Source organism: Marinithermus hydrothermalis DSM 14884 (assembly GCF_000195335.1).
Classification (GTDB): domain Bacteria; phylum Deinococcota; class Deinococci; order Deinococcales; family Marinithermaceae; genus Marinithermus; species Marinithermus hydrothermalis.
The window spans coordinates 1,897,321-1,916,426 of sequence record NC_015387.1; the positions used below are offsets into that span (position 1 = coordinate 1,897,321).

General features: G+C 69.7%; 20 protein-coding genes and 1 pseudogene. 9 read left to right on the top strand and 12 right to left on the bottom strand.

From position 1 onward, the window contains the following. The first annotated feature begins 34 nt into the window (after positions 1 to 34). Positions 35 to 1,171, top strand: coding sequence for a trans-sulfuration enzyme family protein (locus MARKY_RS09495; RefSeq protein WP_013704668.1), 1,137 nt, complete (start codon positions 35 to 37; stop codon positions 1,169 to 1,171). 4 nt (positions 1,172 to 1,175) lie between these two features. On the opposite strand, the gene MARKY_RS09500 is transcribed toward MARKY_RS09495, so the two are convergent. Together MARKY_RS09500 and MARKY_RS09505 are read right to left on the bottom strand one after the other, a co-directional pair. Beyond that, a complete protein-coding gene (locus MARKY_RS09500) occupies positions 1,176 to 1,478 on the bottom strand; it encodes a PqqD family protein (RefSeq protein WP_013704669.1) in 303 nt (100 codons plus the stop codon). 87 nt (positions 1,479 to 1,565) lie between these two features. Continuing rightward, positions 1,566 to 2,543: a hypothetical protein gene (locus MARKY_RS09505; RefSeq protein ID WP_013704671.1), complete on the bottom strand. Its 978-nt coding sequence runs from the start codon at positions 2,541 to 2,543 to the stop codon at positions 1,566 to 1,568. Between the two features lie 343 nt (positions 2,544 to 2,886). Between MARKY_RS09505 and sufC the strand changes: the two genes are divergently transcribed. The 6 genes from sufC to sufU all read left to right on the top strand — a co-directional run bounded on the left by sufC (position 2,887) and on the right by sufU (position 8,534). Next, positions 2,887 to 3,639 carry a Fe-S cluster assembly ATPase SufC gene (gene sufC, locus MARKY_RS09510; RefSeq protein WP_013704672.1) on the top strand — a complete coding sequence of 251 codons (753 nt, stop codon included), beginning with the start codon at positions 2,887 to 2,889 and terminating at the stop codon, positions 3,637 to 3,639. 15 nt (positions 3,640 to 3,654) lie between these two features. Then, entirely contained in the window at positions 3,655 to 5,058 is a 1,404-nt protein-coding gene (gene sufB / locus MARKY_RS09515; protein ID WP_013704673.1) for a Fe-S cluster assembly protein SufB, read from the top strand. A 61-nt stretch (positions 5,059 to 5,119) separates the two neighbouring features. Next, complete coding sequence (gene sufD, locus MARKY_RS09520) at positions 5,120 to 6,451, top strand: Fe-S cluster assembly protein SufD (RefSeq protein WP_013704674.1); 1,332 nt, start codon at positions 5,120 to 5,122, stop codon at positions 6,449 to 6,451. 10 nt (positions 6,452 to 6,461) lie between these two features. Then, complete coding sequence (locus MARKY_RS09525) at positions 6,462 to 6,782, top strand: Rieske (2Fe-2S) protein (protein WP_013704675.1); 321 nt, start codon at positions 6,462 to 6,464, stop codon at positions 6,780 to 6,782. Positions 6,783 to 6,826: 44 nt separating this feature from the next. Then, positions 6,827 to 8,047 (top strand): aminotransferase class V-fold PLP-dependent enzyme, encoded by a 1,221-nt coding sequence (locus MARKY_RS09530; RefSeq protein ID WP_013704676.1) that lies wholly within the window; start codon positions 6,827 to 6,829, stop codon positions 8,045 to 8,047. Between the two features lie 58 nt (positions 8,048 to 8,105). Continuing rightward, positions 8,106 to 8,534 (top strand): Fe-S cluster assembly sulfur transfer protein SufU, encoded by a 429-nt coding sequence (gene sufU, locus MARKY_RS09535; RefSeq protein ID WP_013704677.1) that lies wholly within the window; start codon positions 8,106 to 8,108, stop codon positions 8,532 to 8,534. Here sufU and MARKY_RS09540 read toward each other — a convergent pair whose 3' ends face one another. The 3 genes from MARKY_RS09540 to pyrE are packed head-to-tail and all read right to left on the bottom strand — an operon-like array spanning position 8,535 to position 11,243. Further along, positions 8,535 to 9,512 carry an NAD(P)H-dependent glycerol-3-phosphate dehydrogenase gene (locus MARKY_RS09540; RefSeq protein ID WP_013704678.1) on the bottom strand — a complete coding sequence of 326 codons (978 nt, stop codon included), beginning with the start codon at positions 9,510 to 9,512 and terminating at the stop codon, positions 8,535 to 8,537. 1 nt (position 9,513) lies between these two features. Then, on the bottom strand, positions 9,514 to 10,692 hold the full coding sequence (locus tag MARKY_RS09545) for a stage II sporulation protein M (RefSeq protein ID WP_013704679.1): 1,179 nt from the start codon (positions 10,690 to 10,692) through the stop codon (positions 9,514 to 9,516). Further along, entirely contained in the window at positions 10,692 to 11,243 is a 552-nt protein-coding gene (pyrE, locus tag MARKY_RS09550) for an orotate phosphoribosyltransferase (RefSeq protein ID WP_013704680.1), read from the bottom strand. Before pyrE ends, MARKY_RS09545 begins: the two co-directional genes overlap by 1 nt. Before the next feature lie 84 nt (positions 11,244 to 11,327). Here pyrE and MARKY_RS12295 point away from each other — a divergent pair. Together MARKY_RS12295 and MARKY_RS11820 are read left to right on the top strand one after the other, a co-directional pair. After that, a pseudogene (locus MARKY_RS12295) lies at positions 11,328 to 11,591 on the top strand (peroxiredoxin family protein); the annotation flags it as partial. A gap of 62 nt (positions 11,592 to 11,653) precedes the next feature. Then, on the top strand, positions 11,654 to 11,890 hold the full coding sequence (locus tag MARKY_RS11820; protein WP_148230423.1) for a hypothetical protein: 237 nt from the start codon (positions 11,654 to 11,656) through the stop codon (positions 11,888 to 11,890). Here the strand turns inward: MARKY_RS11820 and pyrF are convergent. Genes pyrF through cas10 form a run of 7 tightly spaced genes read right to left on the bottom strand, consistent with a single transcriptional unit; the run spans position 11,859 to position 19,105 of the window. Continuing rightward, the gene (pyrF, locus tag MARKY_RS09560) at positions 11,859 to 12,662 is read right to left on the bottom strand and encodes an orotidine-5'-phosphate decarboxylase (RefSeq protein ID WP_013704681.1); all 804 of its coding nucleotides are present in this window, start codon (positions 12,660 to 12,662) and stop codon (positions 11,859 to 11,861) included. The genes MARKY_RS11820 and pyrF overlap by 32 nt on opposite strands. Before the next feature lie 43 nt (positions 12,663 to 12,705). Then, a complete protein-coding gene (cmr6, locus tag MARKY_RS09565) occupies positions 12,706 to 13,782 on the bottom strand; it encodes a type III-B CRISPR module RAMP protein Cmr6 (RefSeq protein WP_013704682.1) in 1,077 nt (358 codons plus the stop codon). 2 nt (positions 13,783 to 13,784) lie between these two features. Then, positions 13,785 to 14,129, bottom strand: a complete 345-nt coding sequence (locus tag MARKY_RS09570; protein ID WP_013704683.1) for a type III-B CRISPR module-associated protein Cmr5 — start codon at positions 14,127 to 14,129, stop codon at positions 13,785 to 13,787. 2 nt (positions 14,130 to 14,131) lie between these two features. Further along, the gene (gene cmr4 / locus MARKY_RS09575; protein WP_013704684.1) at positions 14,132 to 14,986 is read right to left on the bottom strand and encodes a type III-B CRISPR module RAMP protein Cmr4; all 855 of its coding nucleotides are present in this window, start codon (positions 14,984 to 14,986) and stop codon (positions 14,132 to 14,134) included. A gap of 3 nt (positions 14,987 to 14,989) precedes the next feature. Continuing rightward, positions 14,990 to 16,231: a type III-B CRISPR module RAMP protein Cmr1 gene (cmr1, locus tag MARKY_RS09580; RefSeq protein ID WP_013704685.1), complete on the bottom strand. Its 1,242-nt coding sequence runs from the start codon at positions 16,229 to 16,231 to the stop codon at positions 14,990 to 14,992. Next, positions 16,228 to 17,346, bottom strand: a complete 1,119-nt coding sequence (locus tag MARKY_RS09585; RefSeq protein ID WP_013704686.1) for a type III-B CRISPR module-associated protein Cmr3 — start codon at positions 17,344 to 17,346, stop codon at positions 16,228 to 16,230. Before MARKY_RS09585 ends, cmr1 begins: the two co-directional genes overlap by 4 nt. Then, positions 17,336 to 19,105: a type III-B CRISPR-associated protein Cas10/Cmr2 gene (gene cas10 / locus MARKY_RS09590; RefSeq protein ID WP_013704687.1), complete on the bottom strand. Its 1,770-nt coding sequence runs from the start codon at positions 19,103 to 19,105 to the stop codon at positions 17,336 to 17,338. Before cas10 ends, MARKY_RS09585 begins: the two co-directional genes overlap by 11 nt. Position 19,106: the final 1 nt, after the last annotated feature.

Consider the following 19,106-nt stretch of genomic DNA (forward strand, 5'->3'; position numbering starts at 1 on the left):
CCTCCAGCATACCGACCTTGGATACACTAAGCGCATGGACCCCTGGACCGCCCTCCTCCACGAACCCCCCCTCACCCCGCACCGGGAGGTCGTGCCGCCGATCTACCAGAACTCCCTCTTCACCTTCGAGTCGGTCGAGGCCTTCGAAACCGCGATCCAGACGGGGGACCGGCACGTGTACACGCGCGGCACCAACCCCACGGTGCGCCTTTTTGAGGAGAAGATCGCCGCCCTCGAGGGCGCGGAGGACGCGGTGGCGTTTGCGAGCGGCATGGGCGCGATCGCCGCTGCGGTCCTCTCGGTCCTCGAGGCGGGGGACACCCTGGTGGTGGCGACCCCGGTGTACACGAACGCGCACAACTTCTTCACGCGCATCCTCTCCCGCTTCGGGGTGCGGGTCGTGTTCGTGCCCGGCCGCGACACCCCGGCCGTCCTCGAGGCCCTCAAGGGGGCGCGGGCGCTTTATATGGAGTCCCCGGCCTTCTTCACGCTGGAGGTGCTGGATTTGGAGCCGCTGGTGGCCGCGGCGCGCGAAGCCGGCGCGGTTACGCTGCTGGACTCCACCTGGAACGCGGGGTACGCCCTGAACCCGCACGCGTGGGGGGTGGACCTCGTGGTGCACTCGGCCACCAAGTACTTCTCGGGGCACGCCGACGTGGTGGCCGGCGTGGTGACGGGCGCGAAAGCCCCCATCGCGCGGATCCGGCGGCGGGAGTACGCCCTGCTCGGCGCGACCCTCTCCCCGATGCACGCCTGGCTGCTGCTGCGCGGGCTGCGCACGCTCCGGGTGCGCCTCAAGGCGCACGAGGAAGGCGCCCTAAAAGTAGCCCGGTTCCTCGAGGCCCACCCCAAGGTGCGGCGCGTCCACCACCCGCTCCTCCCCTCCCACCCGCAGCACGCCTTGGCCAAGAAGTACCTGAAGGGCGCGTCGGGCCTCTTCACGATCGAGCTCGAGAGCGAGGCTGCGGCGCGCGCGTTCTGCAACGCGCTGGAGCTGTTCAAGATCGGGGTGAGCTGGGGCGGGTTCGAAAGCCTGGTCTTCCCCGCGTGCTGCACCCCGCTCCTCACCCAGACGTACGGGATCTCCCCGGGCGCGGTGCGGCTACACGTGGGCCTGGAGCCCCCGGAAGCGCTGATCGCGGACCTGGAGCAGGCCCTGGCGCGCCTGTAACCCCTTACGCGCCGCTCGCTTTGGGGACGGGATCCGCCTCGAGAAACCCTTCCCGGTAGAGCCAACCGAGGAACTCCGCCACGTCCCGGCGCAACGCGTCCCGCGGCGCGTCGTACTCGCGCGCGAGCGCTTCCACGAGCGCCTCGAGGGTGCGGGGCGCCGCGAGGAGCTCCCACACGCGCGCGCCGACCTCGTTCAGGGCGTAGCACGCCCCTCGAGGGTGTTGGAGGAGGACCATCCCGTACAAGCGCTCGACCGTCACCCCGTCCGCGGCTCGAACGCTCCGGGCGGGGTCAAACCTCCGCACGGTCCTGCCCCCGAACGAACCCGATCCGGCAGACGACCCGCCGCGCCCGGGGTTTCTTGTAGGGTTTCTTCCGTTTCACGATCCACCTCATCCCACCAACCGCCACAAGAACTCGGACAGTCCCTCGAGGCTCGTGCCCACCTCGAATCGGTAGGCGGCGCTCGTCTCCACCAGCTCCGAGAGGATGTCGAGGTGCGCTTGCGTCGCGACGGGTTCGGTCACGAGGACGTTCGGCAACAGCTCGAGGAGGGCGTCGTCGCGGCTCATGGGGCGCACCCGGTTGCGGGGGCTCGAGCCGCGCGTGGGGAAGAGCAAAAAGGCCGGCTCCACCTCGAGCCGGGTGGGTTCCGGCGGGGCGTCCTCCGCCCAGGTGGAGGGGGGGGCTTCGCCAGCGGTGCGGGGGTGGCCTTGCAATAGCGCGCCTGGCGAGAAGGGCGTCACCTCGGAGATGTCGCGCTCCTTGGGGAAGGCCAGCACGCGCAGGCCTTCCGGGCGCCGCACCAGGAAGACGGGGCCGGGCCCTAGGACCTTGAACCCCGCCCGCTCCAAAGCCCGCATGATCCCGGCCTGCAGGACCTCCTCGACCGCGGGGAAGAGCACGCCGACCCCGTTCACCCGCACCCCCACCGCGTTGATGCCGAAGCGCCCCCAGCGCTTGAGGACCTCGAGGAAGGGCAGGGTGAAGAGGGGGTGGGTGGCCACCCAGATCGCGTCCGGGGCGTCCTCGGCGAGCGCGATCCGGACCCGGCCCCGCGCGGCTTCGCACAGGACGCGCACGCGTCCCGTGTGGTTGATGAAGAGCTCGTCGGAGGCCGTGTAGTACAGCACCTCCCCGAGGGGCGGCTCGTACATCCTGCGGGCCTCGCCTTCCGGCGGGGTGAGCCATCGCCGCCGGGGGTCCCCGTGCACCCGGTACTCGAAGGTGCACTGCGGGTGGCCGTACCCGCCGCCCGCGAAGCCCCCGATTCGGGCGTGGAGGGCCGCGAGCACCCGGGGATTGTCGGCACGGACCGCGATCTCCAATCCGTGCACCAGGTACCGGCTCGTCAAGCGTGTACGCCCCATCCCTCCAACGCCCCCCCTAACGCTCCCGTGCCGCCGTAGGCCCTTGCCTCACCTCGAGGCCCTGGGGGCACCGGTGGCTTGCTCTGCCTGTAGGGTTGTGCGTTTTTACGGTACCCAAGCCGACGTGACCCCCGCGTTATCGGGGGCCGGATAGCCCGGTACGGAACGGGATCTGGGGGCGTTACCCCCCCTGGGGTAACCGGCCGGAGCGGCAACGCGGGGGTAACAGGGGGGATAACGCCCCATAATCTTGACCAAAGCACTAGACTTTCTGCGGATCCCCCCGTATACTCTTAATGACAATCGGTCGCAATAAGCGGCCGGCTTAACGGAGGAAGACAGCATGGCGAACCAGCTCGAAATCCGCGACCTCTGGGTATCCATCGAAGGTCAACCCATTCTCAAAGGCGTGAACCTCACCGTCCCCAAAGGCGAAGTCCACGCGCTCATGGGGCCTAACGGCGCGGGCAAGTCCACCCTCGGCAAGGTCATCGCCGGAGACCCCGAGTACACCGTTGAACAAGGCGAGATCCTCCTCGACGGCGAAAACATCCTCGAGCTCGAACCCGACGAACGCGCCCGCAAAGGGCTCTTCCTCGCCTTCCAGTACCCCGTGGAGGTCCCCGGCGTCACCATCGCCAACTTCCTCCGCCTGGCCCTCTCCGCCCACAAAGGCGGCGACGTCTCCGTCACCGAGTTCTACAGCCGCCTGCAGCACGCCCTCGAGACCCTCGAGTGGGACGAGTCCGTCGTGAGCCGCTACCTGAACGAGGGCTTCTCCGGCGGGGAGAAGAAGCGCAACGAGATCCTCCAGCTCATGGTGCTCCAGCCCAAGTACGCCATCCTCGACGAGACCGACTCCGGGCTGGACATCGACGCCCTGAAGATCGTGGCGAAGGGCGTGAACGCCATGCGCGGCCCCGAGTTCGGCGCCCTGGTCATCACGCACTACCAGCGCCTCCTCAACTACATCGTGCCCGACGTGGTGCACGTCATGGTGGACGGGCGCGTCGTCAAGAGCGGCGACAAGAACCTCGCCCTCGAGCTCGAGCAAAAAGGGTACGACTGGATCAAGGAGCTCGCGGCCCAGTCCTAGGAAAGGGAGGAGCGCATGGAGTTCGACATCAACACGATCGGCAGCGAGTACAAGTGGGGGTTCGCCGACCCGGAGAAATACGTCTTCAAGGCGGAAAAGGGCCTGAACCGCCGCGTGGTGGAGGCCATCTCCTACCACAAGAACGAGCCCGAGTGGATGCTCAAGTACCGCCTGAAGGCCCTCGAGATCTTCCAGAAAAAACCCATGCCCACCTGGGGCGCGGACCTCTCCCAGCTCGACCTGGACAACATCTACTACTACGTCAAGCCCACCGACCAGCGCGACGCCCGCAGCTGGGACGACGTGCCCGAGGAGATCAAGCGCACCTTCGACCGGCTCGGCATCCCCGAGGCCGAGCGCAAGGTCCTCGCGGGGGTGGGCGCCCAGTACGACTCGGAGATGGTCTACCACCGGGTCAAGGAGGAGCTCGAGCGCCAGGGCGTGATCTTCGTCTCGATCGAGGACGGCCTCAAGAACTACGAGGACCTCTTCAAGGAGTACTTCGGCACGGTCGTGCCCCCGGAGGACAACAAGTTCGCCGCGCTGAACGCCGCGGTCTGGTCCGGCGGGTCGTTCGTGTACATCCCGCCGGGCGTGGAGGTCGAGCTGCCCCTCCAGGCTTACTTCCGCGTGAACACCGCGGAGCTCGGCCAGTTCGAGCGCACCCTGATCATCGTGGATGAGGGCGCGAAGGTGCACTACATCGAGGGCTGCACCGCCCCCACCTACTCCACGGACTCCTTCCACTCCGGCGTGATCGAGATCGTGGTCAAGAAAGGCGCGACGAGCCGCTACACCACGATCCAGAACTGGTCGCACAACATGTACAACCTGGTGACCCAGCGCGCGGTGGTGCACCAGGACGCGTACCACATGTGGCTGGACGGGAACCTGGGCTCCAAGGTCACCATGAAGTACCCGAGCAGCTACCTGATCGAGCCCGGCGCCCGCTCCGACATCCTCTCCATCGCTTTCGCCAGCACCGGGCAGCACCAGGACACCGGCGGCAAACTCATCTTCGCCGCGCCGCACACCTCCGGCTCGATCGTCTCCAAGTCCATCTCCCGCGGCAGCGGCCGGGCCTCCTACCGCGGCCTCATCAAGGTGCACGAGGGCGCCACCCACGCCAAGGTCAACGTCGAGTGCGACGCCCTCCTCATCAACGAGGAGTCCCGCACCGACACCTACCCCTACATGGAGATCGAGGAGGAGACCGCCTCCGTCGGGCACGAAGCGACCGTCAGCCGCCTCAACGACGAGCAGATCTTCTACCTCCAGTCCCGCGGCCTGGAGGAGGACGAGGCCGCCGCCCTGATCGTGCGCGGCTTCATCGAACCGGTCGCGAAGGAACTCCCCCTGGAGTACGCCGTCGAGCTGAACCGCCTGATCGAGCTCGAGATGGAGGGCTCGGTCGGGTAACCCCGGGCCCCGCCCCGTCAGGAGTCCCTCCCTTGGCTCCTGGCGTCTTGATGGAGGAAGCATGGAAGCCGTAACCGCACTCTCGCGCGAACGCGTCGAAACCCTCTCCCAAACGCTCGGCGAGCCCGCCTGGCTCACCCAGGCCCGCCTCGCCGCTTGGGAAGCCTACAAGGACCTGCCCTTCCCCACCCCGAAGACCGAGGAGTGGAAGTACACCGACATCCGCAACCTCCCCTTCGAGGACCTCCCCCTCGAGACCCCCACGGGCCGCACCCTCACCCGGGAGGCCCTCCCCCAAGCGGTCCAGGCGCGCCTCGAGCGGACCGACGCCGCCGCCATCGCGGTCTTCGTGGGGCCGGACCTCGCGTACGTCGAGCTGCCCGAGGAGCTCCGGGAAAAAGGCGTGATCGTCACGGACCTGCGCACCGCGCTCGCCGAGCACCCCGAAAAGGTCCGGCCGGCCCTCTACCGCGCGGTGCCCGCCACGAGCCCCACCCCCGGCGCGCCCGACAAGCTCACCGCGCTCAACGCGGCCTTCTGGACGTACGGGATCTTCATCTACCTCCCCAAAGGCGTCACCCTCGAGGCGCCCATCGGGATCTTCAAGTACCTCGAGACGGGCGGCGCCCTCTCCGTGGGCCGCACCCTGATCGTCGCGGAGGAGACCGCTCAAGGCGCGTACCTCGAGGAGTACCTCTCCCCCGCGCTCGACGCGCCCGCCATCCACGTCTCCGTCAGCGAGCTCCTCCTGCACCCCGGCGCGATCCTGCGCCACGCGAACGTGCAGAGCTGGGGGCGGGGCGTGCACCACTTCCACCGGCAGCGCGCCCTCCTCGAGAAAGACGCGCGCCTTAACGACCTCGTCGCCACCTTCGGCGGCACCCTCTCCCGCGCCGAGGTGCAGTCCGAACTCGTCGGGCCCGGCGCGGACTCGGAGATGCTCGGAATCTACTTCGCGCACGCCGACCAGCACTTCGACCACTACACCCTCCAGCACCACGTCGCGGACCACGCGCGCAGCGACGTGCTCTACAAAGGCGCGGCCAAGGACCGGGCGCGCACCGTGTACTCCGGCCTGATCCGGCTCGAGCCCGGCGCGCAGAAGACCGACGCGTACCAAACCAACCGCAACCTGCTCCTCTCTCCCGAGGCGCGCAGCGACTCCGTGCCGCAGCTCGAGATCGCCGCGAACGACGTGCGGTGCAGCCACGGCTCCTCCACCGCGCCGGTGGACGAGACCCAGGTCCTGTACCTGATGAGCCGCGGCCTGCCGCGCACCCTGGCCGAACAGCTTTTGGTGAAGGCCTTCCTGGCCGACGTTCTCACCCGCATCCCCCTCCCGGCCCTGCGCCAACACCTCGAGACGGTCATCGAGGAGAAGGTCACGCTGTAGGGGGTTGGCCATGAACTGGGTCCAGGTCACCACCCTCGAGGCCCTCAAGGCCCAAGGGCGCACGCGGCTCGAGCTCGACGGCCGCAGCGTGCTGGTCCTGTGGTACGAGGGCCAGGTCTACGCCATCGAGGACCGGTGCACGCACGACGACGGCCCCCTCGCCGAGGGCGAGGTCGAGGCCGGCAAGATCATCTGCCCGCGCCACGGCGCGCGCTTCGACCTCGCCACCGGGCGCGGCACCCTGCCCGCCCCGAAACCGGTGCGGGTGTACCAGACCAAGGTCGAGGACGGCCAGGTCTTCGTCGGTTACGAGGAGCGCACCCTGCGCTAACCGCGCCCGCCCCGGCGGGGCGGTAGACTGGTGAAGGAGGCTGTATGATCGCGCCGCTCGAACTGCGCAAGGACTTTCCACTCATCGCGGGGAAGCCCGACCTGGTCTACCTGGATTCCGCCGCCACCAGCCAGAAACCCCGCCGGGTCATCCAAGCCCTCACCCGGTACTACGAGGAACTCAACGCCAACGTGCACCGCGGCGCCTACGCGCTCTCGGTCCAGGCCACCGAGGCGTACGAGGAAGCCCGCCGGCGCATGGCCCGCTTCCTGAACGCCGCCCGGCCCGAGGAGATCATCTTCGTGCGGAACACCACCGAGGCCATGAACCTCGTGGCGCACGCCTGGGGCCTCAAGCACCTCCGGGAAGGCGACGAGATCCTCGTCACCGAGATGGAGCACCACGCGAACCTCGTGCCCTGGCACCTCGTCGGCCGGTACACCGGGGCTAAGGTCAAGGCCATCCCCATCACCCCGGACGGACGGCTGGACCTCGACGCCTTCGAAACCCTCCTCACCGACCGCGTCAAGGTCGTGAGCCTCACGCACATGTCCAACGTCCTCGGCACCGTGAACCCCGTCGCCGAGATCGCCCGTGCCGCCAAAGCAAAAGGCGCGCTGGTCGTGGTGGACGGCGCCCAGTCCGCCCCGCACCTTCCCGTCGACGTCCAAGCCCTCGGCGCGGACTTCTTCGCCCTGAGCGGCCACAAGATGATGGGCCCCACCGGCGCGGGCGTCCTCTGGGGCCGGTACGAGGTTCTCGAGGCGCTCGATCCCTTCCTCGGGGGCGGCGAGATGATCCTCGAGGTCCACATCGACCGCTCCACCTACGCCGCGCCCCCCCAGCGCTTCGAGGCCGGCACCCCCCCCATCGCCGAGGCCATCGCGCTCGGCGAGGCCGCCGAGTACCTGATGGGGCTCGGCATGGACGCGGTCTGGCGGCACGACCGCGAGCTCGTCACGTACTGCCTCGAGCGCATCCGCGAGATCCCCGACGTGCGCGTCCTGGGCCCCGAAGGCGAGGACCGCGGCGGCGTCGTGGCCTTCACCCTCGGCCGCGTGCACGCGCACGACGTGGCCACCGTCCTCGAGCAGCACGGGATCGCGGTGCGCGCCGGGCACCACTGCGCCCAGCCCCTGCACCGCAAGCTCGGCCTGGCCTCCACCACCCGCGCGAGCTTTTACGTGTACAACACCCGGGACGAGGTGGACCGCTTCATCGAAGCGCTCCAGAAAACCCGCGATTTCTTCAAGGACTGGCTGTAAAGCACGCGCCGCGCGGCGGGGGCCCCACCGCCCCCGCCTCCCATACAATGGAGGTGCCATGTCCCTGCTCGACGAACTCTACAAGGAGATCATCCTCACGCACTACAAGAACCCCAAGAACTACGGCCCGCTGCCCGACGCGACCCTCACCCTCTCCGGCCACAACCCCTCCTGCGGCGACCAGCTCGAGCTGCACCTCAAACTCGAGGACGGCCGCATCACCAACGTCACCTTCTCCGGCCAAGGCTGCGCGATCAGTCAGGCCAGCGCCTCCATGATGACCGAACTCATCAAGGGCAAACCCCTCGCCGAGGCCCTCGAGCTCTCCCGCAAATTCAAGGCCATGGTGGTGGAGGGCGCGCCGCCCGCCCCGGAGCTCGGGGACCTCAAGGCCCTCTCCGGGGTCTCCAAGCTCCACGCGCGCGTCAAGTGCGCCACCCTCGCCTGGACGACCCTCGAGGAAGCCGCGCGGCAGCTCGAGAAGTAACTACTCCGGCTTCAGCTCCCGCCCCATCAAGGCCGAAAGCGCCCGGATGGGGTCTTCCTTCTCGTACACCACGCGGTAGACCGCCTCCGTAATCGGCAGCTCCACCCCCCGCGCGCGGCTCCAGTCGTACAGGGCCCGCACCGTGTACACCCCCTCCACGACCTGGCGCTCCCGCTCGAGCGCCTCGAGGGTCAACCCCCGAACGAGCCGCTCGCCCGCGCTGCGGTTGCGGGAGTGCAGGCTCGTCGCGGTCGCGATCAGGTCCCCCACCCCCGAAAGGCCGTAAAAGGTCTGTTCGCGCGCGCCCTGCGTTACCCCGAACCGCACGATCTCCCGAAGCCCCCGCGTGATCAGGGCCGCGCGCGCGTTGTCCCCGAGGCGCAGCCCGTCCACCATGCCCGCCGCGAGCGCGATCACGTTCTTCAAGGCCCCCCCCAGCTCCACCCCTACGAGGTCCCGGCTGGTGTACACCCGGAACCACGGGGTGGTGAACGCGGCCTGCACCTCCCGCGCGAACCCCTCGTCGCTCGAGGCGACCACCGTCGCCGCGGGCAGGAAACGCGCCACCTCCTCCGCGTGGTTCGGCCCGGAAAGCACCGCGACCCGTCGCGCGCCCGTAACCTCCCGGATCACCTCGCTCACCCGGCGCAACGCCCCACCCTCCGCCACAAGGCCCTTCGTGGCGGAGACGTACGCGGGCGCCGCCGGCAGGTCCGCGAGCACCGCGCGTAGCGCCTTGGAGGGCACCGCCACCACCGCGAACGCCGCGCCCTCCAGGGCCTCCCCCGCGTCCGCGGTGGGCTGGATGTACGGCGGCAACGCCACGCCCGGCAGGTAGTCCCGGTTCTCGCGCGCGGCGAGCATCGCCTCCGCGAGTGCCTCCCGGCGCGCCCAAAGCCCGACCGGCACGCCCTTCGACGCGAGCACCACCGCCAACGCCGTGCCCCACGCGCCCGCGCCCAGCACCGCGACCTTCATCTCATCCCCCCAGAAGGTACAGGAGCTCGAACGCCTCGTACCACGCGCCCACGAGCAGGAAGACCGTCGCGAGGACCAGGCTCAACCCCAAGGCCCGCAGGCCCGCCCGTCCCCCCGCGCTCTGAACCACCCGGTTAAACACGTACACGAACACGCCCAGGAAGAGGACCAGCTGCAGCAGCGCGTTCGGCACGAACATCGCCAGGAACGTCCCCCCAAAGACCCAGGCGAGGAGCCGCACCCCCCGACCCACGCCCTCGCTTCGCATGAAGGACGCGAGCAAGGCCAACCCACCGAAGGTCACCAGGATGTACGCCTGCAGCTCGATCACCAGGGTCGGCACGTGCCACACGAACGTCCCCGCGGGGAACAACGCGGGGCTGAGCGCGAACCCGAAAAAGTAGTACCGCAGCGCGTTGATGAGAAAAGCCGGAACCCCCAACAGCAACGCCGGCGCGAAACTCGTGAGGAGCACCCCCTGCGTGAAGTTCCAGTAAAAAATCACCAGGGCGAGCTGCAGCACCCCCCGTCCCTCGGTACCCTCAAACCCGATCTGCGCCAGGGCCCCGCCCACCAGCTCCTGCACCGCGCGCGCCAGCTCCGGCGCAGCGTACGCCCCCAAGGCCCCCAGCACGAACAGGCCGTACAGGACCGCGTTCACCCAAAGGTACAACCGCCAGTGCCGCCGCACCACGCTCCAACCCTCGCGCCACCAGCGGCCCAACACCCCCCGCCGCAAGCCCGACACGAAGAGCAGCGAGGCCAGCGCGAACCCCCACGCCGCGGCGGGGCTCCACACCCAACCGGGCAAGAGCCCCCCCTCCGGCACCCACGCGACGCGGGTCACCTCACCATCCCGCACCAGCACGCGCACGTCCCCGCCGCGGCTCCCCACCACCGCGGGAAAACGCACCAGCGTCCCCACCGGCGTGGTCTCCACCTCCGGGGCCTCGAGGTTCACCTCCAGCCCCACGGGCGGCGGGGAGAACGCCGCGAGTTCCCGCACGACGCGCGCCCACTCCTCCGGGCCCGCCTCGAGGACCCGGGCGGGGTCCAGCTCCCGCGCGAGCTCCCCCGCCTGCCACGCCGCGACCGCCTCGCGGGCCAGCGCGACCGCGTCCCCGGCCTGCGCGAACCCCAAACCCAGCAGCACCCCTAAGCACACGAGTACGCCCCGCATCACACCTCCTCCAGCGGCACGCCCGCCGCGCACAAGGGACAGGCTTCCGGCGCGTACGTAGGGAACTCCAGCGTCGCCAGCGCCCTGAACGGCACCCCAAAGGCCGCCTGCCCCCCGCTCCGGTCGATGATCGCGCCGACCCCCACGAGCCGTGCGCCCTTCGCTTCGGCCGCGGCGATCGCGCGCCGCACCGAACCGCCGGTCGTCACCACGTCCTCCACTGCAAGAAACCGGTCCCCCGGCCGTACGGTCAAGCCCTCGCGGATGAACATGCCGCCCGCGCCGTCCTTCTCCGAGAACAGCGCCCGCGCGCCCAACGCCCGCGCGGTCACAAAAGCGAGGACCACACCCCCCATGGCCGGGCCCACCACGAAATCCACGCGTTCCCCCGCGAATAACCGCGCGATCGCCTCCCCGATCGCTTCCGCGTGCGCGGGGTGTTGCAGCACCGTCGTGGACTGCAAAAACCTCGGCGAATGCCGTCCGCTCCTCAGGAGGAAATGCCCCTCCAGCAAGGCTCCCGTTTCCCGGTACACCGCCAGTACGTCCACGGCCTTATGCTACACGACCGGCCCGCCCCCCCAGCACGTAACGCCGCTGACCGTCTCCCCCCCTCCCCCCGGCACCATGGACACATGGCCCGACTCACCCCAGGCGCCCCCGCCCCCACCTTCCACGCCCCCGACCTCACCGGTCGCCCCGTCCGCCTCGAGGCCTACCGCGGCCGGCCCCTCCTCCTCTCCTTCTATCGCGGAGCCTCCTGCCCCCTGTGTAACCTCCGGGTCCGCGAACTCATCCGGCACCACGCCGTCCTCGCCGCGCGCGGCCTCCAGCTCCTCGCCTTCTTCGAGTCCCCCCGGGAAGCCCTCCTCGAGCACGTCGCCCGGCAACACCCGCCCTTCCCCCTCGTCCCGGACCCCGAGCGCCGCGTGTACGCCCTCTTCGGGGTGGAGGCCTCCCTGTGGGGGCACGTGCGGAGCCTACTCTCCCCCGCCCCCTCCAGGCCCTGGCCGCCGGGTTCTACCCGCAGCGCGAGGACTGGGGAAGCCACACCCTCCCCGCGGACTTCCTCATCGGGCCCGACGGCCGCATCCAGATCGCCCACTACGGGCGGGACATCGCGGACCACCTGCCCCTACCCCGGCTGTACCAGGCCCTCGGCACCCCTAGCTCGAACCCTCCGCCATCGGTGCCCTGAGCGCCTCCAGGTACGCCCGCGCCTGGCGCAGGGCCACCCCCACGTCCGGCCGCCCCCCGGGGTAGTACAAGGCGCGCGAAGCCGAGAGCAGCAACCCCTCGCCCCGCAGCACCGCCCCGCCCTGGGCGCCCAGGCCCGGGACCAGGAACAAGCTCCGGGGCATCCCCTCCCGCAACTCCCGCACCCGCTCGGGGTACGTGCCCCCCACCACCGCGCCCACGCGGCTCCAGCGCCCCACCGCGTACCGTTCGCTCCACGCGGCGACCGCCTCCGCCACCACGCGGTAAAGGGGCCGTCCCGCCACCTCCAAATCCTGGAACATCCCCGACCCCGGGTTCGAGGTCTTCACCAACACGAACACCATCCCCCTCGAGCGCGCCGCGGCCTCGAGGAAAGGCGCGACCGCGTCCTCCCCCAAATACGGGTTCACCGTCACGGCCGAGCCCGGGTAGGCCTCGAGGTACGCCTGGGCGTACGCCTGGGCGGTACTCCCGATGTCCCCGCGCTTCACGTCCCAGATCACCGGGAGCGCCATCACCCGCGCTGCCGCGGCCAGCTCGTGCATCAGCGCGTACCCCTCCGGCCCCAGCGCCTCGAAAAACGCCGCTTGGAACTTCACGGCCGCGATCCGAGGCGCGAGGGCCTCCATGACCTCGAGGGAGTACCGGCGAATCTGCCCCAGCTTGTCCTTCCCCGGGTGCCACGCGGGGCGCGGGTCCACCCCCAGCACCAGGGGCGGGCGGCGCGTGACCTCCTCCACAAAATCCCACATGCCTCCAGCCTACCAAGCCCCCCACCCCGCCCCGCGCCGCAGGCTAAAGCCCCAACCGCTCCAGGGCCTGCTTCAGGGCCTCCCGGCCCTTGGCCCACCGCTTGAGGTCCCGGGGGTTGTTGAGGAACCCCTTCGCGTGCATGGCTTGGCGCAGGTCCTGCGCCTCCTCCGGGGACAACGCCTGGATCAGGGCCGCGTGGGCCTCCAGGAAAGCCCGCAACTCCCGGTACGAGGTGCCCCGCAACCGGATCTTTAAATCCTCGTACTCCGGGCTGAAGCGGGCCCCCGCTCCTTCCCGGGAGGGTGCGCGGGCGGCCCCTCCCCCCTCCAGCTCCATCCGGCCGTACCCCGCGGCGGTCTTCGCGCCCACCCCCTCCTCCTTCAAGGCCCACGCCAGGATCCGCCAGGCGGCCTCGAGCCAAGGCCGCGCCACCTCCGGAGAAAGCCCGGGAACGGGGGCCAAGGCCAGCAGGAAGGTGCCCGTGACGCTCAGGAAGGGGACGGGCACGGGGCTATCCCAGTCCGCGGGGGGCGCGCCCCCACCCCCGTAATACTCCGCGTGGTGCGGCGTCATGACGTCAGGATGGAGCGCATACGTTCCCGGCAGGGGCAGGGCGTCAAAGAAAACCAAGGCTCCTTGTTCCTCGAGGTCGCCGAAGAGGGCTTTTTGCGCCGCGCCTCGCTTGAACTCCTTCAGGTTCCGCCGCCAAGCCTCCCCCTCCAGGTACAGGTGGGCGTACCGGCTCGCCAAGCCCTTCAAGGCCGAGCCCGGGATGTACGGCACCCCGTAGGTGCGGTGGAGGGTGAGGCTGGTCTCCAGCACCCCCTCCCCCCCCAGCCCCACCACCAACCGGCCCAGGGTCCGGGCCTCACGCACCTCCGCCCCGAGTTCCTCGAGGGCCTTGCGGTAGCGGGTGAAGAAGGCCCGGTACTCCTTAGGCTCACCGCACCCAGCCACCTCCCGCACCAGGTCCCGCTTGGCGTCCGTGTCCTCCTCCCGCACGGTGCGGATGTACTTGTCCAGCCAGAGGCCCCGGTGGGGCTCCCGGTGAGATGGGAACCGGATTCCCCTCAAGGCATCCCGCCGACTCGAGTCCGCGTTGGGTTCCTTCCGGGCCATGGTTACTCCTCGATCAGGGCTTGCGCGAAGCGCTTGTACCAGTCCGCCGCCCCCAACACCTCCCGGGTCAGGCGGAGGTACTCCAGAAGGGGGGCTTTCCTCGCCTGGGCTGAGAGGTCCCGCAGCCCCTCGTACCCCAGGGTCCTGGCCAGGTCCTCGCCCAGGCTCTTGTGAGCCGCCTTGCCGCGGGACTCCACGAAGGCCAGGGCCTGGGCGAGCCCCGCCTGGCGGATGAGGACGGGGAGCTTTAGGGCCATGTCCTTGTACTCGCCGGCCTCCCCCGTCCTTGCCCGCGCCTGCACCCGCTCATAAGCGTCCTGGGCCCACCGTTGTGCCCGCGTGTGCATGGTTACCTCCCCACCTGCACCCGGCAAAGCCCCCGGCCCACCGTGGCCTTGCCGCCCAGCTGGAGAGCGCCTTTCAACAGCCCTTTGAACAGGGCCATGACCGCCTCGGGCAGCATCTCCTGCCCCTTGCGGAACGACCGCTCCGCCCGCACCAGGCTGTACAGGACGCTCTCCGCGGGCAGGCTCTCCTCGTACCAGAGGGCCCCCCTGGCTACGGTCTTGGTCTCGTCGTCCAAACGAATCCGGGCCACCACCTCCGTGACCGTCTCCAGGAGGAAGCCCATCAGATCATCGTGCACCAGCAGCAGCCGGCCCTTCACCGGGGCCTCGGTGCGCTCCGCCAGCCAGGCCTCCCACTCGGCCACGTGGGGGGCCTCCTTAACCTCGAGGTCCAGGTCCTCCAGGTAAGCGTTTGATCCCTCCACGACCTGGGCGCCGGAGGCCGCCAACGCCCAGGTCCGGCCCGGCACCGTAGGCGTCTGGGGGGGCGTTAACCCCACAAGCGCCGCCTCCCGCCGAAAGCGCTCCAGAAGGTAGGGGCTCGTCACGTAGGCGAACACCCCGTACAGGCTCCGCACGGGTAGGAGAAGGAGCTTCGCGTCCCCTACCTGGAGGGCCCCGGCGTGCTCATGAGCGTTCTCCGTATCCGGCCCAAACACCGCAAACAGCATGGCCTCATCCCACTGCCTCGCCCGCTCCCGAAGCACCCCTTTGAGGGAGCTGCCCGGGAGGTACGGGATGCCCGTGGCCTTCTCCCGAGCGATGGGCAGGTCAATAGCCCCAACGCCTTGCCCCGTCCCTGCGTGCAGGGGAGAAAGGGCATGGATGAAGAGCAACGCGGTCTCGGTCTGGTGCACAGCTTACCTCCTTGCCTCCAAGTGCATCACGAAGGCCCGCAAGGGGTCCGGCTCCCCCCCACGGGCCCTTAAGGGCTCGATCTTCTCGGCTTCCTCTGGGCTGAGCCGGGTCTCCACCCCGCACTCCCTGCCCTTCCACTCCAGGACCACTCCCCCGGGCGGGGTGCGGGGGGCCTCGAGCACCGCCACCACGCACGCCTTCTCCGCCAAGGGACGGAAGATCAGGGGGCTGGCCAGGCGGTCGGCCGCCTGGGGCTTCAGGGTCGCGTCGGGATGGACCTCGCGGTCCTTGAAATGAAAGATGATGGGCAGGCCGAACTGAGCTCGGGGGAACTTACGCACGGGGTGCTGGGGCTTGTGGTGGAAGGCGTACTGCTCGGTACGGCGGCGCACCTCGTCGGGCTCGGGCCAGTGGGAACGCCCCGGCCGGTTCCGCCCCTGGCCCTCCCGGCGGCTTTGGCGGAAGGCCTGGTACGCCTCCGCCACCTCCCGCCAGGACAAGGGCACCACCCGCACCAGGCTGGCGGGCGTCAGGTGGGGCACCCCCTCAGGCCAGCCCGCCTCCCGGGCATACGCCCTGAGCTTCTCCCGGATCTCCGCTTCCCCCAAAGGCCGGCTCCCTTCCCGCATCAACGCCCCGAACCCCCGCCGGGTCCGGGCCCCGATTCCCCCGAAGGTCTCCCAGGCCCAGAGGGCGGCCTCGAGCTCCTCCTTCACGTCCAGGTCCCCCACCCGCTCCGGGAAGCGCAGGCGGAGGCGGAAACGCACCCCTCGCCGTACGGGGTAGTTCTTGGAGTCTTGTTTCGTGCGCTGAAGCGGGAAGGCCAGGTAAGGGTGGGCCACATCCCGCCGGGCCCTCGGGAAGCCCCGTCCCGGTTGATCCTCGAAGGGATGGGCTTCCTTCCCTTTCTCTAGGGGCTCGACCTCCACTAAAAGCGGTGAGGCGCCCCCCTCCCCCGCGCTGCCGAACAGGCGGGACTCCAGCGCCAGAAGGCGCTTCAGGCTCCCCTGAGCCTGCCAGCCCCGCACCGCCCGCCACCAAAAACGCAGCTGCCCCCGCACCTCCGAGGCCCGCACCGCGGTCAAGGGATCCGCGTGGCGGGGCTCCACCCCACCCCCAAAGAGCGGGGTGAGGAGGCGGTAGGTGCGCTCCCAGGTGAGGATCCGCACCCCGTCGTGCCGCACCAGGCCACCCTCTACCTCCCGACGCCTGGGGGCAAAAGCGTCCGTGTACTCCTTCCTCATGCTTCCTCCCAGCGCATGAGCTGCCCGCTCCAAAGCCCCACAGCACCCAGGCCGTACCCGTCCTTGCGGTCCTGCTCCTCGTCGGAAAGGTTCTGGAACCAGACTTTCAACAGCCAGTCCCGCACCGCCGCCTCCCCCCACGCCTCGGGCAGGCGCACGAAGTACACGCTTCCCGCGGGCACTGCCCGGCGGCTCTTCTTCGGCTTCCCCTCCTTAAGATCCCAGCCCGAGACCGCCACCGGCCGCCCCGAAACCACGGCCACCACCTCAGCCCCGAAGAAGGTTCTACCCTCCGGGAGGAACGCCCCCCGGAAGAAGGCCGGGGTGAGAAGGACCACCCGGGCCGCCCGGCGAGCTAGGAGCCCCTCGAGCAACCCCTCCGGTACCCCCGGCACTTCGGGTCCGCCCCGCTGCCAGAGGGCCAGCCGCCGCTCCCCGCCTAAGGGGTGCACCCCCTCCACCTCCACCCCGTCCTCCGGCCACAAGGTGAGGGCCATGCGGCGAATCCCATGAAGAGAGGCCGAGTCCTCCTTTTGTTGCCGCGCGAACTCCAGGCCCGACGTCTGGAAGAGGAAACCTTCCCGAGCCGTTTGCGTACCGGGATCCAGACTCACGTGAGTGCGCACCTCCGGGGTGGGACCATCGTGCCCCTCAGGATGAAACCCCTCCGGGGCATCCCGCACCAGCCAGTCCAGGACGCAATCCCAGTAAAGGAAGCGGGGCAACACCTCCGGTTTCGTCTTAAGGTCCGGACGGGGCAGGCCCACGGGGCAAAGCCCCTCGGGCAAATTGGTGCCGCACCCTTCGGGCGGGTCTAAGGGCCGCAGGGCGTACACCGCCTTGCCCAGCTTCAGCATGTCCAAGGGCCGCGGCACGAGGAGGCGCCACGCCGCACCCCCCCACTCCGCGAGAAGCGGCCCCCGCACCCCCCAGGAAAGCACCCGGTGGGCGTCCTCAGGAAAGCGCAGCCCTTCCGAGAACCCCCGCCGGGCGCGGTACGCCCCAGCCAGAGTCTGGGGCAAGGGGAAGGGCAGGCTCCGGGCCCGAGCCCCGGGGCTGTTGGTGAAGGGCCGCCCATCCCGAACGATCAGAGGGTCCCGCGGTTCAATGAGCACCGTACACCTCCCGGTTCTCGAGGGGCACCCTCGCCTGCTCCAACGCCTCGGCGAACGGCCGGGCTAGGATAAGCTCGTCGGCAAGCCGTTTCACGTCCTTCCCCGTGCGAACCCAGCGGGAAAGCTCCTCCCGGTACGCGCCCTTCATCTCCTTCCTCCCCAGGATGCGCAAGGCCTCCGCCACCAAAGCCTCCTCCGAGAGAACCCCTTCGGCCTCGAGGCACAACCCCCTCAGCTCATAAGCCGCCCTGGAGGGGATCGCTCCCATGCGCAGGAGGTCCGCGTAACGGCACAGGCGTTGGGTGAGCCGGGGGTCCTCGTCCCAGCGTCCCCGCACCATGAGCTCCGTCCCGGAGCGGGGGCTGTACGCCACGACCAAGGCGTTACGCTTTTCCTCGCCCGTGCGCCCTTCCTTCGCGAGTTTCTCCGCCCGCCGCACCAGGTCCAACGCGTCCTGCAGAGGCTCCAAGTGGTGCACCACAGCCAGCCCCACGGAGAGGCTCGGTGGGGCTTCCGGCTTCCCGTACGGCTTCACGACATCCCGAAACCGCCGCGCCAGGGCCCAAGCGGCCCGAAGGGCGGTGTGGAGGGGCAGAAGGGCCAGCACGTCATCCCCCCCCGAGTAGACGAGCCCCCCCTGGTGGGCTTCCACAATCCGCTTGACCTTATCAGCGAACTCCAGGGCTTGGCGCCGGGAAAGCTCCCGGTGCGCCTTGGGATCCTGCTGGCGGTCGATCGTCTCCCCCATCCGGTCCCCGTCCGCGTGCAGCAGGGCGTAGTAAGCGCCGGGCGGCGCCTTCACCCCCTTCAGGCCCAGATCCCGCCAAAGCCGCTTGAGGCGCTCCTGAACACGCGCCTTGACCCCCTCGTCCTTTAAAGCGAGGAACTCCTCGAGGCGGCTTTCGTAGAGGAGGTGCACGTTCCAATGCGCGAAGGGGGTGTTTCGAAGGACCGGGTGCCAGGTGTCCGCCCGGGCCGCCTCCCCCACCCAGGCCGCCAGGTCCTTGAAGGCCTCCTCCAGCAGGCCCTGCGCCCCAGCCTGCCGCACCCCCTCCCAAAAGGGAAGGACCGCCGCGTGAGAGGTGCTCAGGAAGCTGCCCTCCGTCCGCCACCAGCGCTTGAGGAGGTCCGGCCCCGAAAGGTACTCTCCCCGCCTTAAGCCCAGGCTCAGCCGCGTCGCCTCCGCCTGCTCCCGGTCCTTGGGCAGGCGCAGGACGTGCTCTCGAGCCCCGTCCAAGGAGCTTTTGAACTCCGCCTTCCCCCAGGTCACGGGAGCGAAATCCCGGGTGTTTTTCCTCGCGGCGAGCAACGCCATGACCCGCGCTCGGGTCTTCGGGTACCCCTCCTGCAAGGGCGCGTAGGCGTAGTACCCCTCCAGCAGGTCCTCCACCTGGGCCAAGGCCGCTTCCATCTCCAGGTGGGCCTCCCGCGCACGGAAGACCTCCAAGGCCTTCCCTCGCAGGTACTCCCGAGCCGCGGCCAGGGCCTTCTCCCCCAAGACCCTGGGATCCTGCCCCTCCGGCACCCTGAGGAGGAGGACGTTAGGGATACCTGCCGCCCCAAGCTTCTCCAGATCGCCCTTGCCCTCCGGGGCCGGGAAGATCAGGCGCTCCACCCCCACCGCATCGGCCAGGACCTCCGCCGCTCGCTGCGCGGCCTCGGAGAGGAGACGGCTTCCCGCGAACAAGTCCCGGGTACGCCGGGCAGTTGCGATGAACTCCTGCACCGGGCCCAGGGACAAAACGAGCAACCAGTCCATA

Bases quoted from the DNA above. Each gene is read 5' to 3' on its own strand.
- sufU (WP_013704677.1), top strand. From the start codon at position 8,106: ATGTCCCTGCTCGACGAACTCTACAAGGAGATCATCCTCACGCACTAC.
- MARKY_RS09530 (WP_013704676.1), top strand. From the start codon at position 6,827: ATGATCGCGCCGCTCGAACTGCGCAAGGACTTTCCACTCATCGCGGGG.
- cas10 (WP_013704687.1), bottom strand. From the start codon at position 19,105: ATGGACTGGTTGCTCGTTTTGTCCCTGGGCCCGGTGCAGGAGTTCATC.
- MARKY_RS09495 (WP_013704668.1), top strand. From the start codon at position 35: ATGGACCCCTGGACCGCCCTCCTCCACGAACCCCCCCTCACCCCGCAC.
- pyrF (WP_013704681.1), bottom strand. From the start codon at position 12,662: ATGTGGGATTTTGTGGAGGAGGTCACGCGCCGCCCGCCCCTGGTGCTG.
- sufD (WP_013704674.1), top strand. From the start codon at position 5,120: ATGGAAGCCGTAACCGCACTCTCGCGCGAACGCGTCGAAACCCTCTCC.
- sufC (WP_013704672.1), top strand. From the start codon at position 2,887: ATGGCGAACCAGCTCGAAATCCGCGACCTCTGGGTATCCATCGAAGGT.
- cmr6 (WP_013704682.1), bottom strand. From the start codon at position 13,782: ATGGCCCGGAAGGAACCCAACGCGGACTCGAGTCGGCGGGATGCCTTG.
- cmr1 (WP_013704685.1), bottom strand. From the start codon at position 16,231: ATGAGGAAGGAGTACACGGACGCTTTTGCCCCCAGGCGTCGGGAGGTA.
- MARKY_RS09540 (WP_013704678.1), bottom strand. From the start codon at position 9,512: ATGAAGGTCGCGGTGCTGGGCGCGGGCGCGTGGGGCACGGCGTTGGCG.
- MARKY_RS09505 (WP_013704671.1), bottom strand. From the start codon at position 2,543: ATGGGGCGTACACGCTTGACGAGCCGGTACCTGGTGCACGGATTGGAG.
- MARKY_RS09570 (WP_013704683.1), bottom strand. From the start codon at position 14,129: ATGCACACGCGGGCACAACGGTGGGCCCAGGACGCTTATGAGCGGGTG.
- sufB (WP_013704673.1), top strand. From the start codon at position 3,655: ATGGAGTTCGACATCAACACGATCGGCAGCGAGTACAAGTGGGGGTTC.
- MARKY_RS09525 (WP_013704675.1), top strand. From the start codon at position 6,462: ATGAACTGGGTCCAGGTCACCACCCTCGAGGCCCTCAAGGCCCAAGGG.
- MARKY_RS09545 (WP_013704679.1), bottom strand. From the start codon at position 10,692: ATGCGGGGCGTACTCGTGTGCTTAGGGGTGCTGCTGGGTTTGGGGTTC.